The sequence below is a fragment of the Microcoleus harperi Pol14_C6 genome, assembly GCF_036701295.1.
Taxonomy (GTDB): domain Bacteria; phylum Cyanobacteriota; class Cyanobacteriia; order Cyanobacteriales; family Microcoleaceae; genus Microcoleus.
Window position 1 is genome coordinate 32,938 of sequence record NZ_JAUBQN010000024.1, and the last position, 18,982, is coordinate 51,919.

Consider the following 18,982-nt stretch of genomic DNA (forward strand, 5'->3'; position numbering starts at 1 on the left):
TTTAAAAATCCAAATGCTGAAACGCCTGTCTATCGGTACTCTCCGGTGGGCAACAAACTCAACCGACGCGCAGTACACGCCCTACAAAATACGAGAGTTTAAGCGTTTGAGGGAATTTTTGACTACATTGAGAGGGCTGCCCTGACGCACTCTACAATTACTTACTAATTTTAACAATTTTATTTCTTAAAACCCTTGTGGGGCGCGCTTGGACGCCGCCCCAAAATTAAATCTCAATGCCACAACAGCTTAATATCTACCCTACTTCTGGTGCGACACCTCAATCACTGTGTGGACGTTCCCCCGCGGCGAAAAATCTCCCTTAATCGTCGCTTCCAGCGGTGCGCAAGCCGCCACAAAATCGTCTAAAATTTGATTTATCGATTCTTCGTGAGAAATGTAGCGATCGCGATAACTGTTAACGTACAGTTTAAGTGCCTTTAACTCTACCACCCGCTCGTCTGGCACGTAAGTAACGTGAATTGTCGCAAAATCTGGATAGCCAGAAAATGGACACTTGCAAGTAAACTCCGGCAAAGTAATGTTAATTGAGTAGCGCCGCCCGACTCGCGGATTCGGGAAAGTAATTAACTCCCCTTCCAATATCTGGCGTTCGCCGTATTTCATTTCCTCGGTGCTTGACTTTTGCGACATACTTTGTTCGGCTGCGTAGTTGTTCATAGCGATTGACTAATAACTTGTAACATTAAATTAAATTTACCTTCAATATCTGTAACAAATATCTTGACGAATTGTGTTGCGATCGATCTAATTGCAAATACTCTCAGGCTAAACTAAAACAAGTTCACCCTCGCCATCTACAATTATGCAAAATACTACCTTATCTGACAATACTTCCCCTGAAAACTCAAATAGTTACTCTCCATCGGTACCAATTTCCCTCTATCGAGAAGTCACGGCAGAGCTGCAAGCAGCCCAAGCGATGGTGGACTCCCTCAAAACCCACAATCAGCAATTAGTCCAACAAAATCAACAACTGCGGCGAGAAGTAGAAACAGTAGTTCAAGTATCCCAACAGTTACAGCAAGTAGTCAACTCTGCTCAGAGTATCACCCAGACAGGGATGCCTCAGATGCCCTCAGTCAAATTCAATTTCAGCATTGAACCTCCGCCCCCAGCACCTGCAACCTCGCGGACTAACTCTACGGTACCTCAACCACCTCAGACAGTGGCTTTCCCCTTCCCACTACCGGAACCGGAGCCAAAAGGCTCCCCGATGCCGCAGCCACTTCCAGAAAAATTATTTACAGAGGTGGCGGAAACTCCTTACCGTGTGATATCTCAACCCAAAAAAACCTCAGACTTAAGCGGATTGTGGTTGGCCATCGCGATTTTTCTGATTGTCATTGCAGCCTTCGGCGCAGGTTATTTAGTGGTACGCCCTTTATTAATGAAAAAGTAAATTCCAACAAGAATCCCACGGCTCAAGCCGTGGGATTTTAAACAAAACCTAGCATAAAATATTCAAAGTTACGCTAATTGGCCATCATGGTCGGGCGGCACTCGTTTCTACTGAACGAGGCGCATACTGCTCTTCACAAGCAGAACCTACGATGCCCACCCCTGGCTCGAAACCGCGCGTAAACTCAGTGAGTTTTACCTGTTTAGCTTCCAAAGCTGTCTGTAGCACCTTCATGGCTCGGTGAGGGTCGCCGGCTCCGCAGAAAAATAAGTCTGCAGCAAAATAACCGTGTTCAGGCCAAGTATGGATTGCTATATGAGACTCTGCCAAAGTAGCAGTAGCTGTCACTCCGTGAGGACTAAACTGGTGGACGCACAAATCGATGAGAGTAGCTCCTCCGGCTTCGATCGCATCGAGTATGGCGCGGCGGATACGTTCAGGATCGTTGAGCAAGTCTCCAGGAGACTGCCAAGCATCAGCGACCAGATGGGTTCCCAATTGTTTCATTCTGCGGGGTTTTACCTCTATTGATGTTAAGTCTCAAACCTTTTAACGTTAGCACGATGTCAAAAATTTTGCAAGTATGTTTCACAAAGAAAAATGCAGATAAGGAGAAATACCCACCACCAAGCGCTGGCTGTATGGTGGGGTCAAACTGTCTCGCAGGCAGATGCCACTGATGGAATTCGTATTATTTCAGTGCTGCCTTGTTCTTCTCAAACCACCTTTTTTGATTAAAGCGATCTCTGGTTTCCATTGGCTAAAAAAGCCAAAGCTCGATCGTTCCGGCTGCGGCGGAATTGATACGATATCAAAAGGCCAAAGATGGACGGCTATGCTCTCATGCATACAATTCGACAGATCCTAGACGATCGCCCGGCGGGCAGATTCCCGCGCTCGCTTTGGCAGCCTATGCTGGAGAAGTTGACCCGCAACCGGCGATCGCCGCTGGGTTTTTGGCCTCACCTACCTAAACCCGCCCGGTCAGCCTAGATAATGAAGATCGTTGCCCGTTTGTGTGGGCCCAATGGAAGGACAAGCGCATGATCCGGCAGTCTCAACTCGTTGAACAGATTTTTGCAGGCAATAGCGAGATGGCGATGCTGATGCGATCGCACGATTGGTCCCTTTCGGCCCTTGGTGCCGTTGAAACCTGGTCGCAAAGCTTGAAAACCGCGATTCGGATCATCTTAGGCTCTCGCTACCCCATGTTCGTCTGGTGGGGACAGCAGATGACAAAGTTTTATAACGATGCTTACATTCCTGTCCTCGGCAAGCGACATCCGCAAGCACTAGGTCAGCCTGCCTCACGGGTATGGGCTGAAATCTGGGACACGCTAGGGCCGCAAGCAGAAGCGGTTTTGAACCAGGGACAATCGACGTGGAATCAAGAATTGCTTCTGGTCATGGAGCGCAACGGGTATACAGAGGAAACCTACTTTACCTTTTCCTACAGTCCGGTGGCGAATGATGATGGCCCAGTGGGGGGCGTTTTCTGCGCCTGTAGCGAAGATACTCAGCGCGTCTTGAGCGATCGCCGCTTGGCAACGTTGCGCGAATTAGCAGCAGAAACAGTTACTGCCAAGACGCAAGAAGCAGCTTGCGAGATCTCCGCCACCGTATTGACCAATAACGCCTATGACATCCCGTTTGCGCTGTTTTATCTACTCGATGGCGAAAGCGAGATCGCACGACTCGCGGGTACAACAAGGTTAGCAGCCGGAACGCTTGGCTCTTGTGAGACGATCGAGCTTACATCCGCCCAAAAGTGCCAGTGGGAATTGAAGCAAGTCATCGAGACGGGCGAAAGCAGAATCATTGAAGATTTGGAGGCGCAATTTGGACTTTTACCGGGCGGCGCGTGGTCCCAATCTCCTCATCAAGCGGTAGTTCTACCACTAGCTCGATCGGGAGAAACCTTCGGGTTCCTGATTGCTGGAGTGAGTCCGCTGAGAACCTTTGATGATGATTACAAAGGTTTTTTTGACTTGATGGCAGGGCAGGTGACAACAGCGATCGCCAACGCCCAAGCTTACGAAGAAGAGCGTAAACGTGCCGAAGCATTAGCTGAGTTAGACCGTGCTAAAACCACGTTTTTTAGCAATGTTTCGCACGAATTCCGCACGCCACTCACCTTGATGCTGGCTCCCTTAGAAGACACTATCGCGAATTTGAATGGAACAATTCCACCTCAAGAACGCGAACAATTACAGTTGGTGCAGCGCAATGGAATGCGACTGCTCAAACTCGTCAATAGCTTGCTTGATTTCTCACGCATCGAAGCAGGTCGAGTCCAAGCAGCTTATGAACCTGTAGATTTGGCAACCTATACGGCGGAACTGGCCAGCACATTTCGATCGCTGATTGAACGGGTGGGAATGTCGCTGAGTGTTGACTGTCCAACCTTGCCCGAAGCGATTTATGTCGATCGCGAAATGTGGGAAAAAATTGTTCTCAATCTATTATCAAATGCTTTTAAGTTTACCTTAGCGGGAACAATTAGTGTTCGATTGCAGTGGGCCGAAAATTGTGTTGAGTTATTAGTTGCAGATACAGGAGTCGGTATTCCGTCCGAAGAACTACCGCATTTATTTGAGCGATTTCATCGAATCAAAAATTCTCAAGGGCGGAGTTTTGAAGGCTCCGGCATTGGGCTGTCGCTGGTGCAAGAACTCGTCAAACTACATGGGGGAGCGATCGATGTCAGCAGCACTTTTGGGCAGGGCAGTTGCTTTAGGGTGACGATTCCCACCGGAACAGCTCATCTGCCACAGGAGCGCATTGGCGCCAGTCGCACGTTAGCATCAACGGCGTTAGGCGCGATGCCCTATGTTGAAGAAGCTCAACGCTGGTTGCCAGAAAGCGATTTTAGATTGCCGATTTTAGATTTTGAATTAGACAATAATCCTACTAAGTTAAATCTTGCACCAGGCAATCAGGCCGCTCAATCAAAAATCTTATTGGCAGATGATAACGCTGATATGCGCGATTATATTCGACGACTCCTGAGCGGTTCTTATGTTGTTCAAACTGTCGCCGATGGCGTTGCGGCTTTGACCGCTCTAAAGAAAAATCCCCCTGATTTGGTATTAACGGATGTGATGATGCCGGGGATGGATGGGTTTGAGTTGTTGCGATCGCTGCGTTCTAATCCGGCAACCCAAGACATTCCCATCATTCTCTTATCAGCCCGCGCGGGCGAAGAATCCCGCATTGAAGGACTCGCAGCCGGAGCCGACGACTATCTGATTAAACCGTTCTCGGCGCGTGAACTGCTGGCAAGGGTAGAAGCAAGTTTGAAGCTGGCACGGCTGCGGCAGGAAGCAACTGTGCGAGAACGAACCCTTCTGGGGCGCGTGACCGATGGGTTTATGGCAATGGATCTCGACTTTCGCATTACCTATGCCAACGAAGCCGCACAAGAAGTGTCGCGAATTCCTTTAGAAGCTATTCTGGGCAAAACGATGTGGGAAGCCTTCCCAGGCACGATCGGCAATCAGTTTGAATTCCAGTATCGCAGAGCGTCCAGCGAGCAGGTGGCAGTGGACTTTGAGGAATATTATGCCCCGTTGGATTTGTGGGTTGAGGTTCACGTTTATCCTTCCCCGACAGGACTGTCTATTTTCTTTCGGGATATCAACGAGCGCAAAAAAATTGAGCAGGAACGAGAACGGTTTCTTGCCGTCGGTTCAGATTTGCAAGTGATCGCGGGCATAAACGGGTATTTCCACTGGGTCAGCCCAACCTTTGAACGAATCCTCGGCTGGACACCAGACGAAATGACATCCCGCCCCTGGACCGAGTTTGTCCACCCGGACGACCTGGGAACCTCCCTTGCAGAAGCCGACAGTCTGTTCTCAGGTAACGAAACCTTTACGTTTGAAAACCGTTACCGGCACAAAGATGGGTCCTACCGCTGGTTCCTCTGGAATGCCCAGCCGTACCCAGAAGAACAAGTGATTTACGGCGCTGCAGTTGACATCACCGATCGCGTGCGCGTCGAAAACGAGCGCAAACGGGCGGAAGCAGCCTTGCGTGAAACCGAGGAGCAAAGCCGGAATATTCTAGAGAGCATTGCTGAAGCATTCTTTGCCCTGGATGAGACTTGGCGGTTCACCTACGTCAATCAATTCGCCGAAAAACTGCTCGATCGCATTCCGGGTGATTTGATAGGCAAGAATGTATGGGAAGAATACCCAGGACTGATTGGCAACGAGTTGGAGCCGATCTATAGGATCGCAATGCGCGATCGCCTGCCTGGGTCACTGACGGCGTTTTATCCCGACCACGATCGTTGGTACGAAGTCCGCACCTACCCTGCCGCACATGGAATCACCGTTTATTTTAAGAATGTCACCGATCGAATTCAAGCGGAAACAGCACTGCGCCAAACGTCTGCCGAACTCGAACGGCAACTGCGAAAGTTCGACGCGCTCGTAGCTTCGGTACCGGATTTTATATACACCTTCGATTTGTCGGGGCGGTTCACTTACATCAGTCCGGCATTCCTCAACCTCTTGGAGAAAACTTCGGCCCAAGCTCTGGGAAAAAACTTTTTTGACCTAGATTATCCAACAGATTTAGCTACCCGACTTCAAAATCAGATCCAGCAAGTCATCGAGACGCGCCAACCGCTCAAGGACGAAACGCCGTACACGATCGCATTTGGCAGGCGCGCCTATGAATACATTTTCGTCCCGCTTTTTGATGTGAATGGCGCGGTAGAAGCGGTGGCAGGCGTCACGCGAGACATCACCGAACGCAAACAAGCTGAAGCTCACCTACGGGAAACCCATGTGCAATTGGAGTCCGCTTTAGCAGCAGGAGCCATCTACACCTGGCAGTGGAAGATTCCTGAGAATCTCATAATCGTGAATGCAGCCTTTGCTCACCTGTTTGGCGTTGACCCAGCGGTGGCAGCGATCGGCTTACCGATCGAACAATTTGTGCAGGCGATGCACGAAGAAGACCGCCCACGGGTGGTTGCAGCCATTAACCAGGCGATCGAAACTGGCGAAGAATATGCCACTGAGTACCGCGTTTATACGGCGGCGGGCGAGGAGCGATGGCTGGCTGCACGCGGTCAGGTTGAATATGCTGCTGATGGCAGCCCGATTGCTTTCCCTGGGGCACTGGCAGACATCACCGATCGCAAACAAACCGTAGAAGCCCTGCGAGAAAGTGAAGAGCTAAAGCAACGCATTCTAGATAGCAGCAATGACTGCATTAAAGTTTTAACGCTAGATAGCGAAATCGTTTATATCAATACAGGCGGGTTGTGCCTTTTGGAACTCGACGATCCGACACTCATTCTGAACACCAGTTGGCTCGATCTCTGGCAAGGCGAACATTATGAAAATGCCTTGACGGCGCTCACAAATGCCAAAGCTGGTAATACAGGTCAGTTTCAAGGCTTTGTTCCCACCCGAAAGGGCTCGCTGAAATGGTGGGATTGCGTAATCACGCCACTGCGAAATACTTATGGGCAGGTGACCCAACTCGTTGCAATTTCACGAGATATCACGAAGCAAAAACAAGCTGAAACTCAACGGGAACAACTGCTGGCGCAGGAGCAAACCGCACGAGAAGCCGCCGAAACCGCCAACCGCATCAAAGATGAGTTTTTGGCAGTGTTGTCCCATGAGTTGCGATCGCCCCTCAACCCGATTCTCGGCTGGTCGAAGCTGTTGCAGCAAAACAAACTCGCTGCTGCAAAAACGGCTAGCGCTCTTGCCTCGATCGAACGCAACGCCCAACTCCAGTTACAACTGATTGATGACCTGCTCGACATCTCCCGCATTATGAGTGGCAAACTGAGTTTGAATGCGATGTCCGTTGACTTGAATATGGTGATCTCAGCCGCCTTGGAAACCGTTCGACTAGCCGCCGAAGCCAAGTCACTGCAAATTCAAACAACCTTTTCACCTTCCCTGGGAATGGTAAGGGGCGATTCCGGGCGTTTGCAGCAAGTAATCTGGAATCTTTTATCGAATGCCGTGAAATTCACCCCTCAAGACGGGCAAATTACCGTTAGGTTAACCCAAACTGGAAGTTATGCCCAGATTCTTGTCACCGATACAGGAAAAGGCATCAATCCTGAGTTTCTGCCTTATGTGTTTGAGCATTTTCGGCAAGAGGATGGAGCCATAACTCGTAAATTTGGGGGTTTAGGATTGGGGCTGGCGATCGCGCGTCAAATTGTGGAACTGCATGGCGGCAGAATTTGGGTTGAGAGTAGGGGTGAAGGACAGGGAACTACCTTCACCGTTGAACTTCCCCTCTTGCATACCGCGAATCCGGTTGAAGAAGTTGCCGCTGGGGCTGAAGCTCGATCTGACGAGCTTCATCTGGCAAATCTGCGCGTGTTGGTTGTGGATGATGAACGCGATTCACGGGAGTTTGTGGCGTTTGTAGCGGAACAAGCCGGAGCTAAAGTGACTGCCGTTGGGTCTGCGATCGAGGCGCTGCAACTGCTCTCAACCACACCCTTCGATATCCTCCTGTGCGACATCGGAATGCCAGAGATGGATGGCTATATGCTAGTGCGGCAAGTTAGAACTCTACCACCAGAGCAGGGCGGGCAAATTCCGGCGATCGCCCTGACTGCTTATGCTGGAGACTTTAATCAGAAACAAGCTCTTGCTGCTGGGTTTCAACATCATGTTGCAAAACCTGTCGAAGCGAATGAGTTAGTCAAAGCCATGCTGAAATTGCCTCTGAGACTGCATCGCTGAGTCCGAATTTTAATAGATTGTCGATCGCAGACAATCTATTAAACCCGCCCCCCACAACCGATAACTGAATTCTGACTCCTGAATTCTTTATTGTCAAAATTTTTGAGTTTTAAATTAAAGATTATTTAACTTAAAACTCAAAACTATTTTCCCTCAATCAACTCATCAATCCCGGCTGTGAGTAGCTCCATTTGGCAAAATCGCCCCGCCCAAAGCTGCTTCATTCAAATTAGCAACATTCAAGCTCGCCCCAATCAAATTAGCCTCCGACAAATTAGTTCCTGTCAAATTCGCCCCCGTCAGAGAACTCAGCAGCAAACCCGCTCCCGACAAATTGGCGTGACTCAAATTCGCCCCCCGCAAATCCGCTTCCAGCAAGCTAGCACCTGCCAAATTCGCACCGCTCAAATTAGCTCCCCGCAAAGAAGCTTTGTTCAAATTCGCAGCCCTCAAATCAGCATTGTGCAGAATCAAACCATTCAAATTTGCTTTACTCAAATTAGCTCCCTGCAAGTCGGCACCGCTCAAATTAGAGCCATTTAGATTGGCGGATTGTAAGTCAGCACCGCTCAAGTCAGCACCGCTCAAATTAGCAGCGCAAATAGAAGCCTCCCGCAGACTTACTTCGCTCAAACTAGCCCCAACCAAATTGACGCCGCTGAGATTTCCGCGATTGAGATAAGCCCGAGTTAAAGTTGCTCCGCTGAGGTTCGCCCCGTTCAAATCTACCTCGCTGAGAATCGCTCTAGTCAGATTTGCTCTGCTTAAATCAACCCCGCTCATAATTGCTCGGCTCAGCGTCGCCCCGCTCAAATTAGCCTCAGTTAGTTTCGAGCCGCTTAGCAAACAAGCTCCTACTAAACTCGCTCCCGTCATCACAGCTTTGCTCAAGTCAGCCTGAGACAATATTGCTCCGCTGAGATTTGCCCCGCTAAAATCTGCGGCGATCGCCACAGTTCCAGTTAAACTAGAACTCCCGAGGTTAGCTTCAATTAATTTCGCCTTAGACAAATTAGCCCCGCTCAAGTCGGCGGCGTTTAAATTAGATCCAATCAGTTTGCTTCTAATTAAGTTAGCACCTTTCAAATTAGCGCTGCTCAAATTTGTTCTACTGAGATTAGCTTCACTCAAATGAGCTGCAATGAGGTTAGCCCCTCGAAAATCTCGTTCCCCGTTTCTATGTCTAATTAAAAGTTCATCGGCACTTAAAATTTCAGTGAAATTCATAAAAAAATTGAGTGAGTTTCCTTAATTTCTCGATGTTCTATGTTGTGTGAAAGTTTGTACTATCGTGTTTGCCAGTCAGTTTTTTAAACTAATACTGCCACATTAACAATTGTCAAAACTGCTTGATTCCTACCATCACCCTGCTCACCTAGTTATAATTTACGAAAATAAACCTGGTTCTGGTATAATCTGAGTTTGCCTAGCGCGGAAGTTATGAAAAAATCGCGTTTCTCGCCGCCTGTAAGTCCTGTAAGTATTATTTGGCTAGTAATTAGTTAGCGGTGGATGTTAGTTGTTAATGGTTAGTTGTATTTATACTAACTGCTAACCACTAAATATTACCTGCTAACTCTTTACAAAAATACCGAGAAGTTGTCGATCTATCTTGTCAAGGTCGATCGAATATTTGGGGTATTGCTAGCGGCATCCGCGCGGCCTTCTCACCCAAAAATTTGCCAGTACAGGCGATCGAATTTATGAGTGCAATAAAGAAGATATCCGAGCTTCAACGCTTAATGCCTTCTAAATAAGTGCTTTCTACCTTCGAGTAACCCCGACGGCAGCACCAGGCCATATCAGCTAGTGTCACCTCCCCCCACTGTGCTCCGTGCCAGTGAAAACCAACAGGAAGGCTGTTTCCCTCGGAGTGCTGAGCGAATCGCCGGCGAAGCAAGCAATACGCTGTGCTGAGCCTGAGATTGCGCGAAAAAATGGCTCGCGAGTCGTTCCCCTATTCCCGCGCTGCTGTGCTTGCTGTTAATGTTTTCTCGATCCATGAGCGCTTGCGGTTCTAATTTACAGAACACTCGACACCAGACGCGCTCCCGGACATAAAAGCTGTTCCTGGGCTTCTCAAATGTTTCTCTGAGGCATTCCCAGAAAAACTGTATTCATGCCGCAGGTCTTGCCAACAGCAATTGGGCTGCTACAGCCAAGCAATGACCAGCCTAAGTCTTGCGGGAAGGCGACGACAATATTATTCTAAGAGCTGCCGACCACTGCATGCCCTACTCGGCGCGCGGGACTGGCGACTTCACCTGTATAAGTTGCTGAAATTAGCTACCCATAATTAAAGATAGTCGCTCTTTGACTAACTGGGCAATATCTGTGGTAATTTAGGTCATTAAATTTGATAATACTGCGGGGTTTAAAATCGAGCAGTAGTGAGTGTTACAGACTAAAAAACCGCTGCGGATTTCTGCTGTAAAAATTCAGGGAGCCGATCGATCCTCCGGCGCAAAGCCGAGCTCACGGACTGGGCCCCTAATCCAAATTAAACTTTTGACAGGTGGCTTTTTTAAGTTTCCAGAACAAAACAAAAGCCGGCTTTCAGATAAAAAACCGACTTTTGAGATAATTTTACCGACCAAGCGTAAAACCGCTAGCTCGCCGATGTTGGTTGGATCGCTTTCCACAATCCGAGTCCGCGAGTGCGACTACCCTGCAGAAAGTAGAAACAATACCCAAACAAAGTCTGAATTATTATTAAATCCGACGGTGGCCGGTGAGGCCCTGATTGGGATCGTAAATATCAGCCGTAGTATCAACCCCAGGAGTACCGGGAGCGCCGTAATCAGCGCGAGCACTATCTACGCTGGGATAGTCGTAGGTGTTCCAATGTTGAATACCTCCGCGACTCAGAATGCTTTCGGCTTGAGCGACTTCTGTTTCGCTGCCGTCAACCAGCACCAAGTAATCTCCTCTCGCGACGCGATCGTTGTATGCTCTAGCTTCCTCTTCGGGAATGCCCATACCGACTAAAGCTCCGATCAAGCCGCCTGCTGCGGCACCCAAAGCCGTACCGGCAAGTGTAGTGGCGATCGCCGTAGCTGAGGCTCCTGCCAGCATAATCGGCCCGATTCCCGGAATTGCCACTAGGCCCAGACCTACCAACAAGCCTGTCAAACCGCCCAAAGTGCCACCTGTGAGAGCGCCTTTTGTGGCCCCTTCATCGGATTTGTTGTCTGTGCTGTCGTGCACGTCAATGCCTGCGATGTCTCCTTTCGAGTCAGCATCCTTAGCGATGACCGAAACCCGATTCATGTCGAAACCGGCAGTTCTCAGTTCTCCCAGTGCGTGTTCCGTCTCGCGGCGGGTTGAAAATACTCCCACGGCGCGCTTCTGGCGACCCGAAGCTCTGCGGCCGGTGTCTGCCGGCACATCGTAAATGCCCCAATCGTGAATGCCCCGCACGCTCATAATTCCTTCGGCTGTGGCAAGTTCGGCATCTGTTCCTTCTACGAATACCAAATATTCTCCGCGCGAGACGCGATCGTTATAAACTTTAGCTTTTTCTTCGGGAACTCCCAAGCCGACCAAACCGCCGACCAAACCGCCTGCTGCTGCCCCAATCGCGCCTCCGACAACAGTATCTGCCAGCAGAGTTGCGATCGCACCCCCTGCCATCACCGGGCCAACTCCGGGAATCGCTAGCGCTCCAATGCTTCCGAGTAACCCAATCAAACCGCCCGTCACTGCTCCCGCTGTCGCGCCTGCTTTGGCACCACCGCCCACTTTCTCGTCGGTACCCTTACCAGCGGTAGCGCCCGCAATTTCGTTGCGATCGAGATTTTCGCCAACTACCGAAACTTTATTCATCGGAAACCCGCTACTTTGCAGTTCCAGCAGGGCTAGTTCCGTATCTCGGTAATTAGAAAATGCTCCTACAGCTCGCTTGTGTTGACCTAAAGCCATTTTTTTTCTCCTGGAAAATATACTACTTTTACACAACCACAGAATTTATGCTCTGCCATCAATCACCCATCAATCACATTTAGTCATTTTTTCCCAACAATTTTCATCGGTCGCTGGGAATAACTTCCTGCTCTATCTTCAGGTTGGTTTCCCACTAATTATCCGGACTGAAAAATCGGAAATAGAGAAGAGGGAGTTGGAGGTATTGCGCGAGTTTTGAGTGCGTGATTTTTAAATTAAATTTACACTTTTTAACTTAAAACCCGCTCTCCCTAGAGAGTCACCTCAGCGTTGCACTCCGCTCTGCCAGGCCTCTGACAATGCCAAACTTTACCCTCTTCCCTCAGACTTCTCTCCTAGATAACTACATCCTTTTCCCTTATTTCCCTCGGACTTCTTCCTTCTATTTTATTGATTGCTGCTAGGCGATGATGCGGGTGAAGCGGGGGCGACAACAGCAGTAACATTCACCTGTTTGACACCCTTAATCTCTTTAGCTAGTGGCTCAATTTTAGCTAAATCTGTTTGACTGGGAACTGTACCGCCTACGGTGACAAGACCATCTTTGGCGTCAACAGTGAGCTGACCTTTAGTGATGTTTACTTCTAACTTGGAGCGCACTTCACTTTGGAGGTCGCCATCGGCTCTTACGGCATCACCGCCCGTCACATTGTTGCGCTGTTCTCTGGCCCTGATATCATTATTTGCTTGGTTTTTGCGAATATCGCTAGTGGCGTCACCCTGAGTTTTTTGAACTGTATCGGCTGGGGGCGGGCTAGTGGTATTTTCTGTGGTAGAATTAGGAGCATCAGCGCTAGTTTTAGCCCCTTCGCTGCAAGCAGCAGCTCCAAATAATAGGAGGCCGCTGAGGAGAATTGGTGTTAGTTTGTTCATAATAGGTTAATACCCTCCGGGTAAGCTTTCAATGAGGCTGACTTGGTTGAGCCAGATGGGAGCCAGATGGAGCAAGACAGTATCTTTAGTTTGTGCTTTCTGGTTTGTGCTTTCTGCGATTTAAAAATCCTTATATCAAATATATAAACTTGAGCAAGTATCTACATCGCTCCACGGGTGTAAAATTTATCTATGTCGTTAGATAGAGTACAAAAAATAAAATAAGGTCTTAAGTCAAATTTAGCGTAATTTAGTTCTGACCGCATTATTACTCAAAAACCCCGTTGATGGCGACCTTGTTTGTTGCCAAAGCCAATATTTTCCTAAACACCAAGTTGAAAAGCGTAAGTTTCATTAATAAATTCGATCGCCACTCCCAACTCATTTTTCTGTCTTCCCTGGAACCTGTGACTTATTCCCTCAACCTCTCTCCGTTAAATCTGTTAAATCTCCTACACTACTCATTGCCAAACTTCCTGCTTCAAAACAAACGAAAAGAGTCGAGAAATTTTTGAGCATTTTCTGGTTCTGCGGTAGTGGTAACCAGCCCGTAAACGCGCGTTTCCACCAAAAAAACTTGACCTACACCTACAGGTTCAGTGGGGGAAAGCGGCTGAAACTCAAATTCTTTTCCGGGATAGCCTCCGAGGGAAATATCCCGCACCTGCAAGACTTTAGCATTCGCTGCCACGACGAAAAAATCAACGGCATTATTTAAAGTAATTCTGATATTATTGATATTATTGTTCCTCAGACGAAAATCTAGGTCAAAGTATTGAAGCAAATAAGTTTCTTTGTTTTTTAAGTTCGATCGGTATGTATGAGCAATAATTTGATTTGAAAAAGTTTCTGAATTAATTTTGGGATTTCCCGGCATATCGATCGCAAACTGACCCATCGCCGAGCAAAATGGCTGCCACTCTGGCGTCTGAATGGCTGTCCGCAGCGGGGCTGGTTGAGAAGCAGCGGGACGGGCAAACTTGACAGGGTATGAAAGTAATGTAGCCGTAACTAGAAGTAAATACAGAAATTTCATCTGGGTAAAAATTATATATGCCCGATCGATCTGCGCTAGCCTAGAAATATATCTGCAAAGGGGCGATTTATGCTGAATATTATATTTACTCAACGGCGAGGCAACTCTCCAAGGCGATCTAAAATCACTAAAACCAATAAAACCAATATACTCGCTGCTGTAAATACTTGGTTGGCTGTGTGTCTGCTGGCTGCTGTCACAGCTTGTGCAAACAGCCCCAACAGCAAGGCCCTCGAAGAAGCTTTAGCCGCCGATCCAAAATTAAAACAAAACCCAGTAGTTTTCTCTTCCCCGCCACCAGCGACAGCAATTGAGACAAACTCTACCGCCCAACTTCCTCCCGATTTCCCGACAGAGATTCCACTCTATCCTAATGCTGAGTTAATCGAAGTTGGTGGGGGAACCGATCCGTCGCAAAAAAATGTGCGGCTGCGCTGGGAAAGCACTGATCCTGTTAATTCGGTTCAGAACTTTTACTCCACAGAGTTTGGGCGTCGCAACTGGGAAATAGTCAGCCGCCCCACCGCCGAGGGACAAGGTTCTTTGGTAGCAACGCGAGATAATTTACGGGTAACTGTGTCGCTTTCTCCTACTCAGAAAGTAGGGGGTTCTACAGAATTTGCGATCGACTACAGCAAAGAAAGCCCCGAAATTGCCGCCAGTCCCCAACCTAACAATTCCGAGTCTAGCGCATCTCCAACCGCTTCACCAACTCCATCTAATTCAGAGGGAACTACTCCAACGCCATCCCCCTCGCCAAAATCAGCACAGGTTAGCCAACAAGACGGTCAAATTCCTCAACAGTTGCGGCAGTATGTGGCTGATTTAAGTCAGTTGGAAGTGCTGAAAGTGCGATCGACAGAAAATGCTAATTTAGAAACAGCCAGCACTTTGCCCAAACCCAACAAAATAGTCACTCGCCGCGAATACGCCCGCTGGTTAGTAGCAGCTAACAATCAGATTTATGCTAGCCGTCAAGCCAAACAAATTAGATTAGCAGTAGACTCTAGCGAACCAGCCTTTTCTGACGTACCCAAAACAGACCCGGATTTTTCAGCAATTCAAGGTTTAGCAGAAGCCGGTGTAATTCCGAGTTCGCTTTCGGGTGAAAGTAAAGATGTGAAATTTCGCCCTGATGCACCTTTAACTCGCGAAACAATGATTCTATGGAAAGTCCCTTTAGATAGTCGTCAAGTTTTACCGACAGCTAACATTGACGGAGTGAAAGAAAAGTGGGGTTTTCAAGATGCTTCTAAGATTGATTCCCAGGCATCGCGAGCAGTTTTAGCTGATTTTAACAATGGAGATTTGGCGAATATTCGCCGCGTTTTTGGTTTTACTACTCTGTTTCAGCCCAAGAAAGCCGTGACTCGCGCCGAAGCTGCTGCTAGTTTGTGGTATTTTGGCGTTCAAGATCAGGGATTGTCTGCTAAAGATGCCCTGGAAGCAAAGTCTCAACCTGCTGAGTAGAGTTTTTTTGGGGTGGTTAAAAGTTTTGAACACACCATCTACTTACCAATACCCAGGAAACCGGGTTTTTTCTCTGTAAGCAAACCCGGTTTCTGCGTCCAAGACTGCCGAAATTTTACCAATTTTTGATTAATCGGCGTGCGATCGCCCGCCACAAAAATTGCAGCTTGAGTTTCTAGGAGTTCGGTGAATATGGCTTACCCAGAAACCGACTTTTATCTACGAAAATGCCCTGTAAAACGCGAGGCATATCCGGTGAAAAACTCCGTTTCTTTAATTGCTTTGGGAGAGTTGTCATTAAAAATCCTTTTAATAATTGTTAATCGGCTTTTCTGTCCTTGTCGCCTACCCTAGGAAATAGATTTTTTTTATTCAATCTTAATTTCTGTATCCTGCCATACAAGCGCTGCATTTGGCGGGCTAATTTTCTACATATTTTCACTAACACTTTGTTCAAAACTCTCAGTAGGATTCCGGATGGCGTAGCGGCCTTAACGATAAATGAACAAGAGTGTTTGAGCTCTTGGAGAGCATTTTTTAATGTACGATATTACCTTATTTACCCCGCAAGACATGGCTAAATGCAGCTTAGTCCTGCGCCAGTTAGGTAGAAATACTGCTAGTATGGAAGCCACCAGCCAGAAGATTGTTAACTATATTTACCAACATTTTTGCGATTCGCAAACAGGAGAAAATACCTGTGCCTTAGTGCGTTTGTTCAAAACTCATCCCTACGGGGAATTAGAAGACTCATTGCAACAATCCGCCCGCCGCTTGATGAAGGGCAATTCCCCCGCCGCCGACATGAAATGTTGGACTCTGCTAGCAGCCGCAGGCACAGAACCGCAGTGGAATTCTCGGCACACAGCAGCAGAAAATACAGCTATTCCATTAGTTAGCACAAAATTAGTGGCTCAAATGCCAGCGATTTCGGAAATAATCCGGCAGTTGGGTTTAGACATTCCTACATTCCTCGGAATTGAGCGAGAAAGGTTCCTGCAATTAGAGCCGGCAGTATTAAATATTTTTTATGTATCAGAGGCAAAAGGCAGCCCCTTTATTCCTGAGCAAAATTTTTTAATTATCCCTTACCAGGTCAAGTCTGTCTTGGGATTTGGGGGACTCCTGCCGTCAGGAAGTTTGTTTGCGGTAATGATGTTCCTGAAAGTTAAAATTCCCCAAAGCAGGGCTGAAATGTTTAAAAATTTGGCACTTAGTGTCAAAACAGCATTGTCCCTCCCCAACGAAAAGAGTGTTTTTGAATATTCAGAAAAGCCTACCAGCTTTGTTACAACAAATCACAATAATTGCGAAACCCAATTACTGGAAGATCAAGTGGCTACTCTGATGCAATTGCTGGACTTTTCAGAACAAGAAATGCTGAGACAAGCCGCTCGGTTTCAACAGACTATTGACAATTTACAGCGAGAACTTGCCGAACACAAAAATAAGGAACAAGCTTTGAAAATAAGTCAAAATTCATTTACAGGCATCCTCAATATTCCCAATGATGCTATTTTGCAAGTCGAGGAAAATCACGGAATTCAGCGTTTTAATCAAGGGGAAGAACAGATTTAAACTAAGGTCTGTGTTTAGCAACCCGCTTGATCCATGAAACCGAGTTGTTGCGGTGTTTGCGGATACGAATTCACGATCGCACATTTTCCCGATCGAGTTTTTCGCTATCAGCAAATTTACAAATGGCTAGCGGGGCACCTTGCTGCGGGAAATTGGTCGCACTGGCGAGAAGGGCTAAACGCTTTGAGCGTAACTTTTGTAGCATTTGCTATGTTTTTAAGTGTTAGTTCGTTTTTGCTTCTTGCTCCCTATGGAAGCGCCAGATTAGATTATTCTTTATTAAGGAAAAGTCGATTTTGGTTGAGGCTAAGTGTCATTCCAACAATATTTTTTATGGACTCGGCTTACCCGTACAAATATGACTGTAAAATTCAACATCCAAAAAGCCTGATTAGTAAGTTTTTGGCAGGGGAGAATTGATGGGGATATACACAAAAGCGCAGTTACAATAGGAAAAGAAAATAACTGCTGGGACTAGCGTGCGGCGCGATGGGGATACTGAGTGGACGAAGGCTACAAATCGGGGAGATTTGTAGCCTTATATTTGTCAATAGGAATTTTTGAGAGCAACAACGCGAATTCGGCGATAATCTGCAATCCAATTACCATCGCGGTACAGCGTCGGCCGCAAACGCTCTTCAACGGAGTTCATTACCTGCGATCGCACATCATCAGACAACCCCGACAAAAACTCGCCAGCAAACATTTCAATCCAATTTACCATACCCGCGCTGCCACCTTCTAGGGAAGTCGGGCGATCGAACAAAACGGCATAACTAACCTCAAATCCCTGCTTTTCCAAAAGCCCAGCATACTCGCCAATACTCGGAAAATACCAAGGATTAAGCGCTTCAGGCTCCTGGCAGCCAATTTCCGACAAAACACTCAAAAGGGCTCGGACGATCGCCCCCACGTTCCCTTTACCCCCAAACTCAGCCACAAAACGCCCTCCCGCCTTCAGCGCTTTTTCCACACAATTAATCACAGCATCCGGCTGTTTAATCCAATGCAAAGCCGCATTAGAAAACACAGCATCTAACGGCTCTTCTACTTGAAAACTCCTCCCATCGGCGGCAGCGAAGTTAATGTGAGGATAGTTTACTTTTGCCGTGGAAATCATCGACAAAGATGAATCAATACCTTGCACCAAAGCACCACTTTGAGCAATCTTTTCAGTTAACTGTCCCGTACCGCAGCCCAAATCTAGAATACGTTCTCCAGATTGAGGAACGAGTAACTCCAAAAGCGATTCGCCGTACTGCCATACAAAAGCGTGCTGTTGTTCGTAAAGACTTGTATTCCAAGAATGTTGTGCCATGATAACTACCCTGAACTTTTCTTCTCTTTCTCTGTGTTCTCTGCGTCTCTGCGGTTAATTTAAAAAAAGCCTTCTTCACAAAACCAACCAACTTATTTGTTGGCCAGTTCGGCTATCGCACTTCCATCGATTCGGCAAACCCTAATATTTTCCAAAATGCGCGCTCCCTGCTTTTCATAAAAAGCAATTCCCGGCGCATTGCCAGTATTAACAGTCCATTCCATACGCCCGCAATTTGTAGACTCAGCAATTTGTGCCAAATACTTTAACAGCGCTGTACCGACTCCCATACCGCGCATAGGAGCTTGCACAAATAAATCATCAAGCCAAAGGCACGGCTGCGCCAAAAGACTTGAATAGGACGAATAAAAAAGAGCAAATCCTACCGCTTTTTCCGCAACTTTCGCCAACAAAACCCTCACTAACGGAGGCTGGCAAAACAACGTTTGCTGCAATTTATCTGCTGTGGCTTCTAAAAGATGTGGAACTCCATCGAATTCTGATTTTTGCGAAATAAAAGCAAGAATTAGTTCCAAATCAGCCAGCTCTGCTTCTCTAATTTTGATATCCAAATTAGCCATTGTTTAATTCTCAATGTCGCCTATTAA

13 protein-coding genes are annotated in these 18,982 nt (G+C 47.5%); 4 read left to right on the forward strand and 9 right to left on the reverse strand.

The window, feature by feature from the left end:
- Positions 1-261: 261 nt before the first annotated feature.
- Positions 262-681 (reverse strand): preQ(1) synthase, encoded by a 420-nt coding sequence (queF, locus tag QUA27_RS16970; RefSeq protein ID WP_190743417.1) that lies wholly within the window; start codon positions 679-681, stop codon positions 262-264.
- 145 nt (positions 682-826) lie between these two features.
- Between queF and QUA27_RS16975 the strand changes: the two genes are divergently transcribed.
- On the forward strand, positions 827-1,423 hold the full coding sequence (locus QUA27_RS16975) for a hypothetical protein (protein WP_333069221.1): 597 nt from the start codon (positions 827-829) through the stop codon (positions 1,421-1,423).
- 84 nt (positions 1,424-1,507) lie between these two features.
- On the opposite strand, the gene speD is transcribed toward QUA27_RS16975, so the two are convergent.
- Positions 1,508-1,930: an adenosylmethionine decarboxylase gene (gene speD / locus QUA27_RS16980; RefSeq protein WP_333069222.1), complete on the reverse strand. Its 423-nt coding sequence runs from the start codon at positions 1,928-1,930 to the stop codon at positions 1,508-1,510.
- 536 nt (positions 1,931-2,466) lie between these two features.
- Between speD and QUA27_RS16985 the strand changes: the two genes are divergently transcribed.
- Positions 2,467-8,157, forward strand: coding sequence for a PAS domain-containing protein (locus tag QUA27_RS16985; protein ID WP_333069223.1), 5,691 nt, complete (start codon positions 2,467-2,469; stop codon positions 8,155-8,157).
- Between the two features lie 165 nt (positions 8,158-8,322).
- On the opposite strand, the gene QUA27_RS16990 is transcribed toward QUA27_RS16985, so the two are convergent.
- The 4 genes from QUA27_RS16990 to QUA27_RS17005 form a co-directional block, all read right to left on the reverse strand.
- Positions 8,323-9,384: a pentapeptide repeat-containing protein gene (locus QUA27_RS16990; RefSeq protein WP_333069225.1), complete on the reverse strand. Its 1,062-nt coding sequence runs from the start codon at positions 9,382-9,384 to the stop codon at positions 8,323-8,325.
- A gap of 1,485 nt (positions 9,385-10,869) precedes the next feature.
- The gene (locus QUA27_RS16995; protein ID WP_333069226.1) at positions 10,870-12,078 is read right to left on the reverse strand and encodes a histidine kinase; all 1,209 of its coding nucleotides are present in this window, start codon (positions 12,076-12,078) and stop codon (positions 10,870-10,872) included.
- A gap of 408 nt (positions 12,079-12,486) precedes the next feature.
- Positions 12,487-12,972 (reverse strand): BON domain-containing protein, encoded by a 486-nt coding sequence (locus QUA27_RS17000; RefSeq protein ID WP_333069227.1) that lies wholly within the window; start codon positions 12,970-12,972, stop codon positions 12,487-12,489.
- Between the two features lie 481 nt (positions 12,973-13,453).
- Positions 13,454-14,008 (reverse strand): hypothetical protein, encoded by a 555-nt coding sequence (locus QUA27_RS17005; protein WP_333069228.1) that lies wholly within the window; start codon positions 14,006-14,008, stop codon positions 13,454-13,456.
- 69 nt (positions 14,009-14,077) lie between these two features.
- Between QUA27_RS17005 and QUA27_RS17010 the strand changes: the two genes are divergently transcribed.
- Positions 14,078-15,478, forward strand: coding sequence for an S-layer homology domain-containing protein (locus QUA27_RS17010; RefSeq protein ID WP_333069229.1), 1,401 nt, complete (start codon positions 14,078-14,080; stop codon positions 15,476-15,478).
- A 540-nt stretch (positions 15,479-16,018) separates the two neighbouring features.
- Positions 16,019-17,056, forward strand: coding sequence for a histidine kinase (locus QUA27_RS17015; RefSeq protein ID WP_333069230.1), 1,038 nt, complete (start codon positions 16,019-16,021; stop codon positions 17,054-17,056).
- Positions 17,057-17,126: 70 nt separating this feature from the next.
- Here the strand turns inward: QUA27_RS17015 and QUA27_RS17020 are convergent, their stop codons facing one another.
- From QUA27_RS17020 to QUA27_RS17030, 3 genes are all read right to left on the reverse strand, one after another.
- Positions 17,127-17,261: a hypothetical protein gene (locus QUA27_RS17020; RefSeq protein ID WP_333069232.1), complete on the reverse strand. Its 135-nt coding sequence runs from the start codon at positions 17,259-17,261 to the stop codon at positions 17,127-17,129.
- A 342-nt stretch (positions 17,262-17,603) separates the two neighbouring features.
- The gene (locus QUA27_RS17025) at positions 17,604-18,374 is read right to left on the reverse strand and encodes a class I SAM-dependent methyltransferase (RefSeq protein WP_333069233.1); all 771 of its coding nucleotides are present in this window, start codon (positions 18,372-18,374) and stop codon (positions 17,604-17,606) included.
- 92 nt (positions 18,375-18,466) lie between these two features.
- Positions 18,467-18,955 (reverse strand): GNAT family N-acetyltransferase, encoded by a 489-nt coding sequence (locus tag QUA27_RS17030; RefSeq protein WP_333069234.1) that lies wholly within the window; start codon positions 18,953-18,955, stop codon positions 18,467-18,469.
- Between the last annotated feature and the right edge of the window lie 27 nt (positions 18,956-18,982).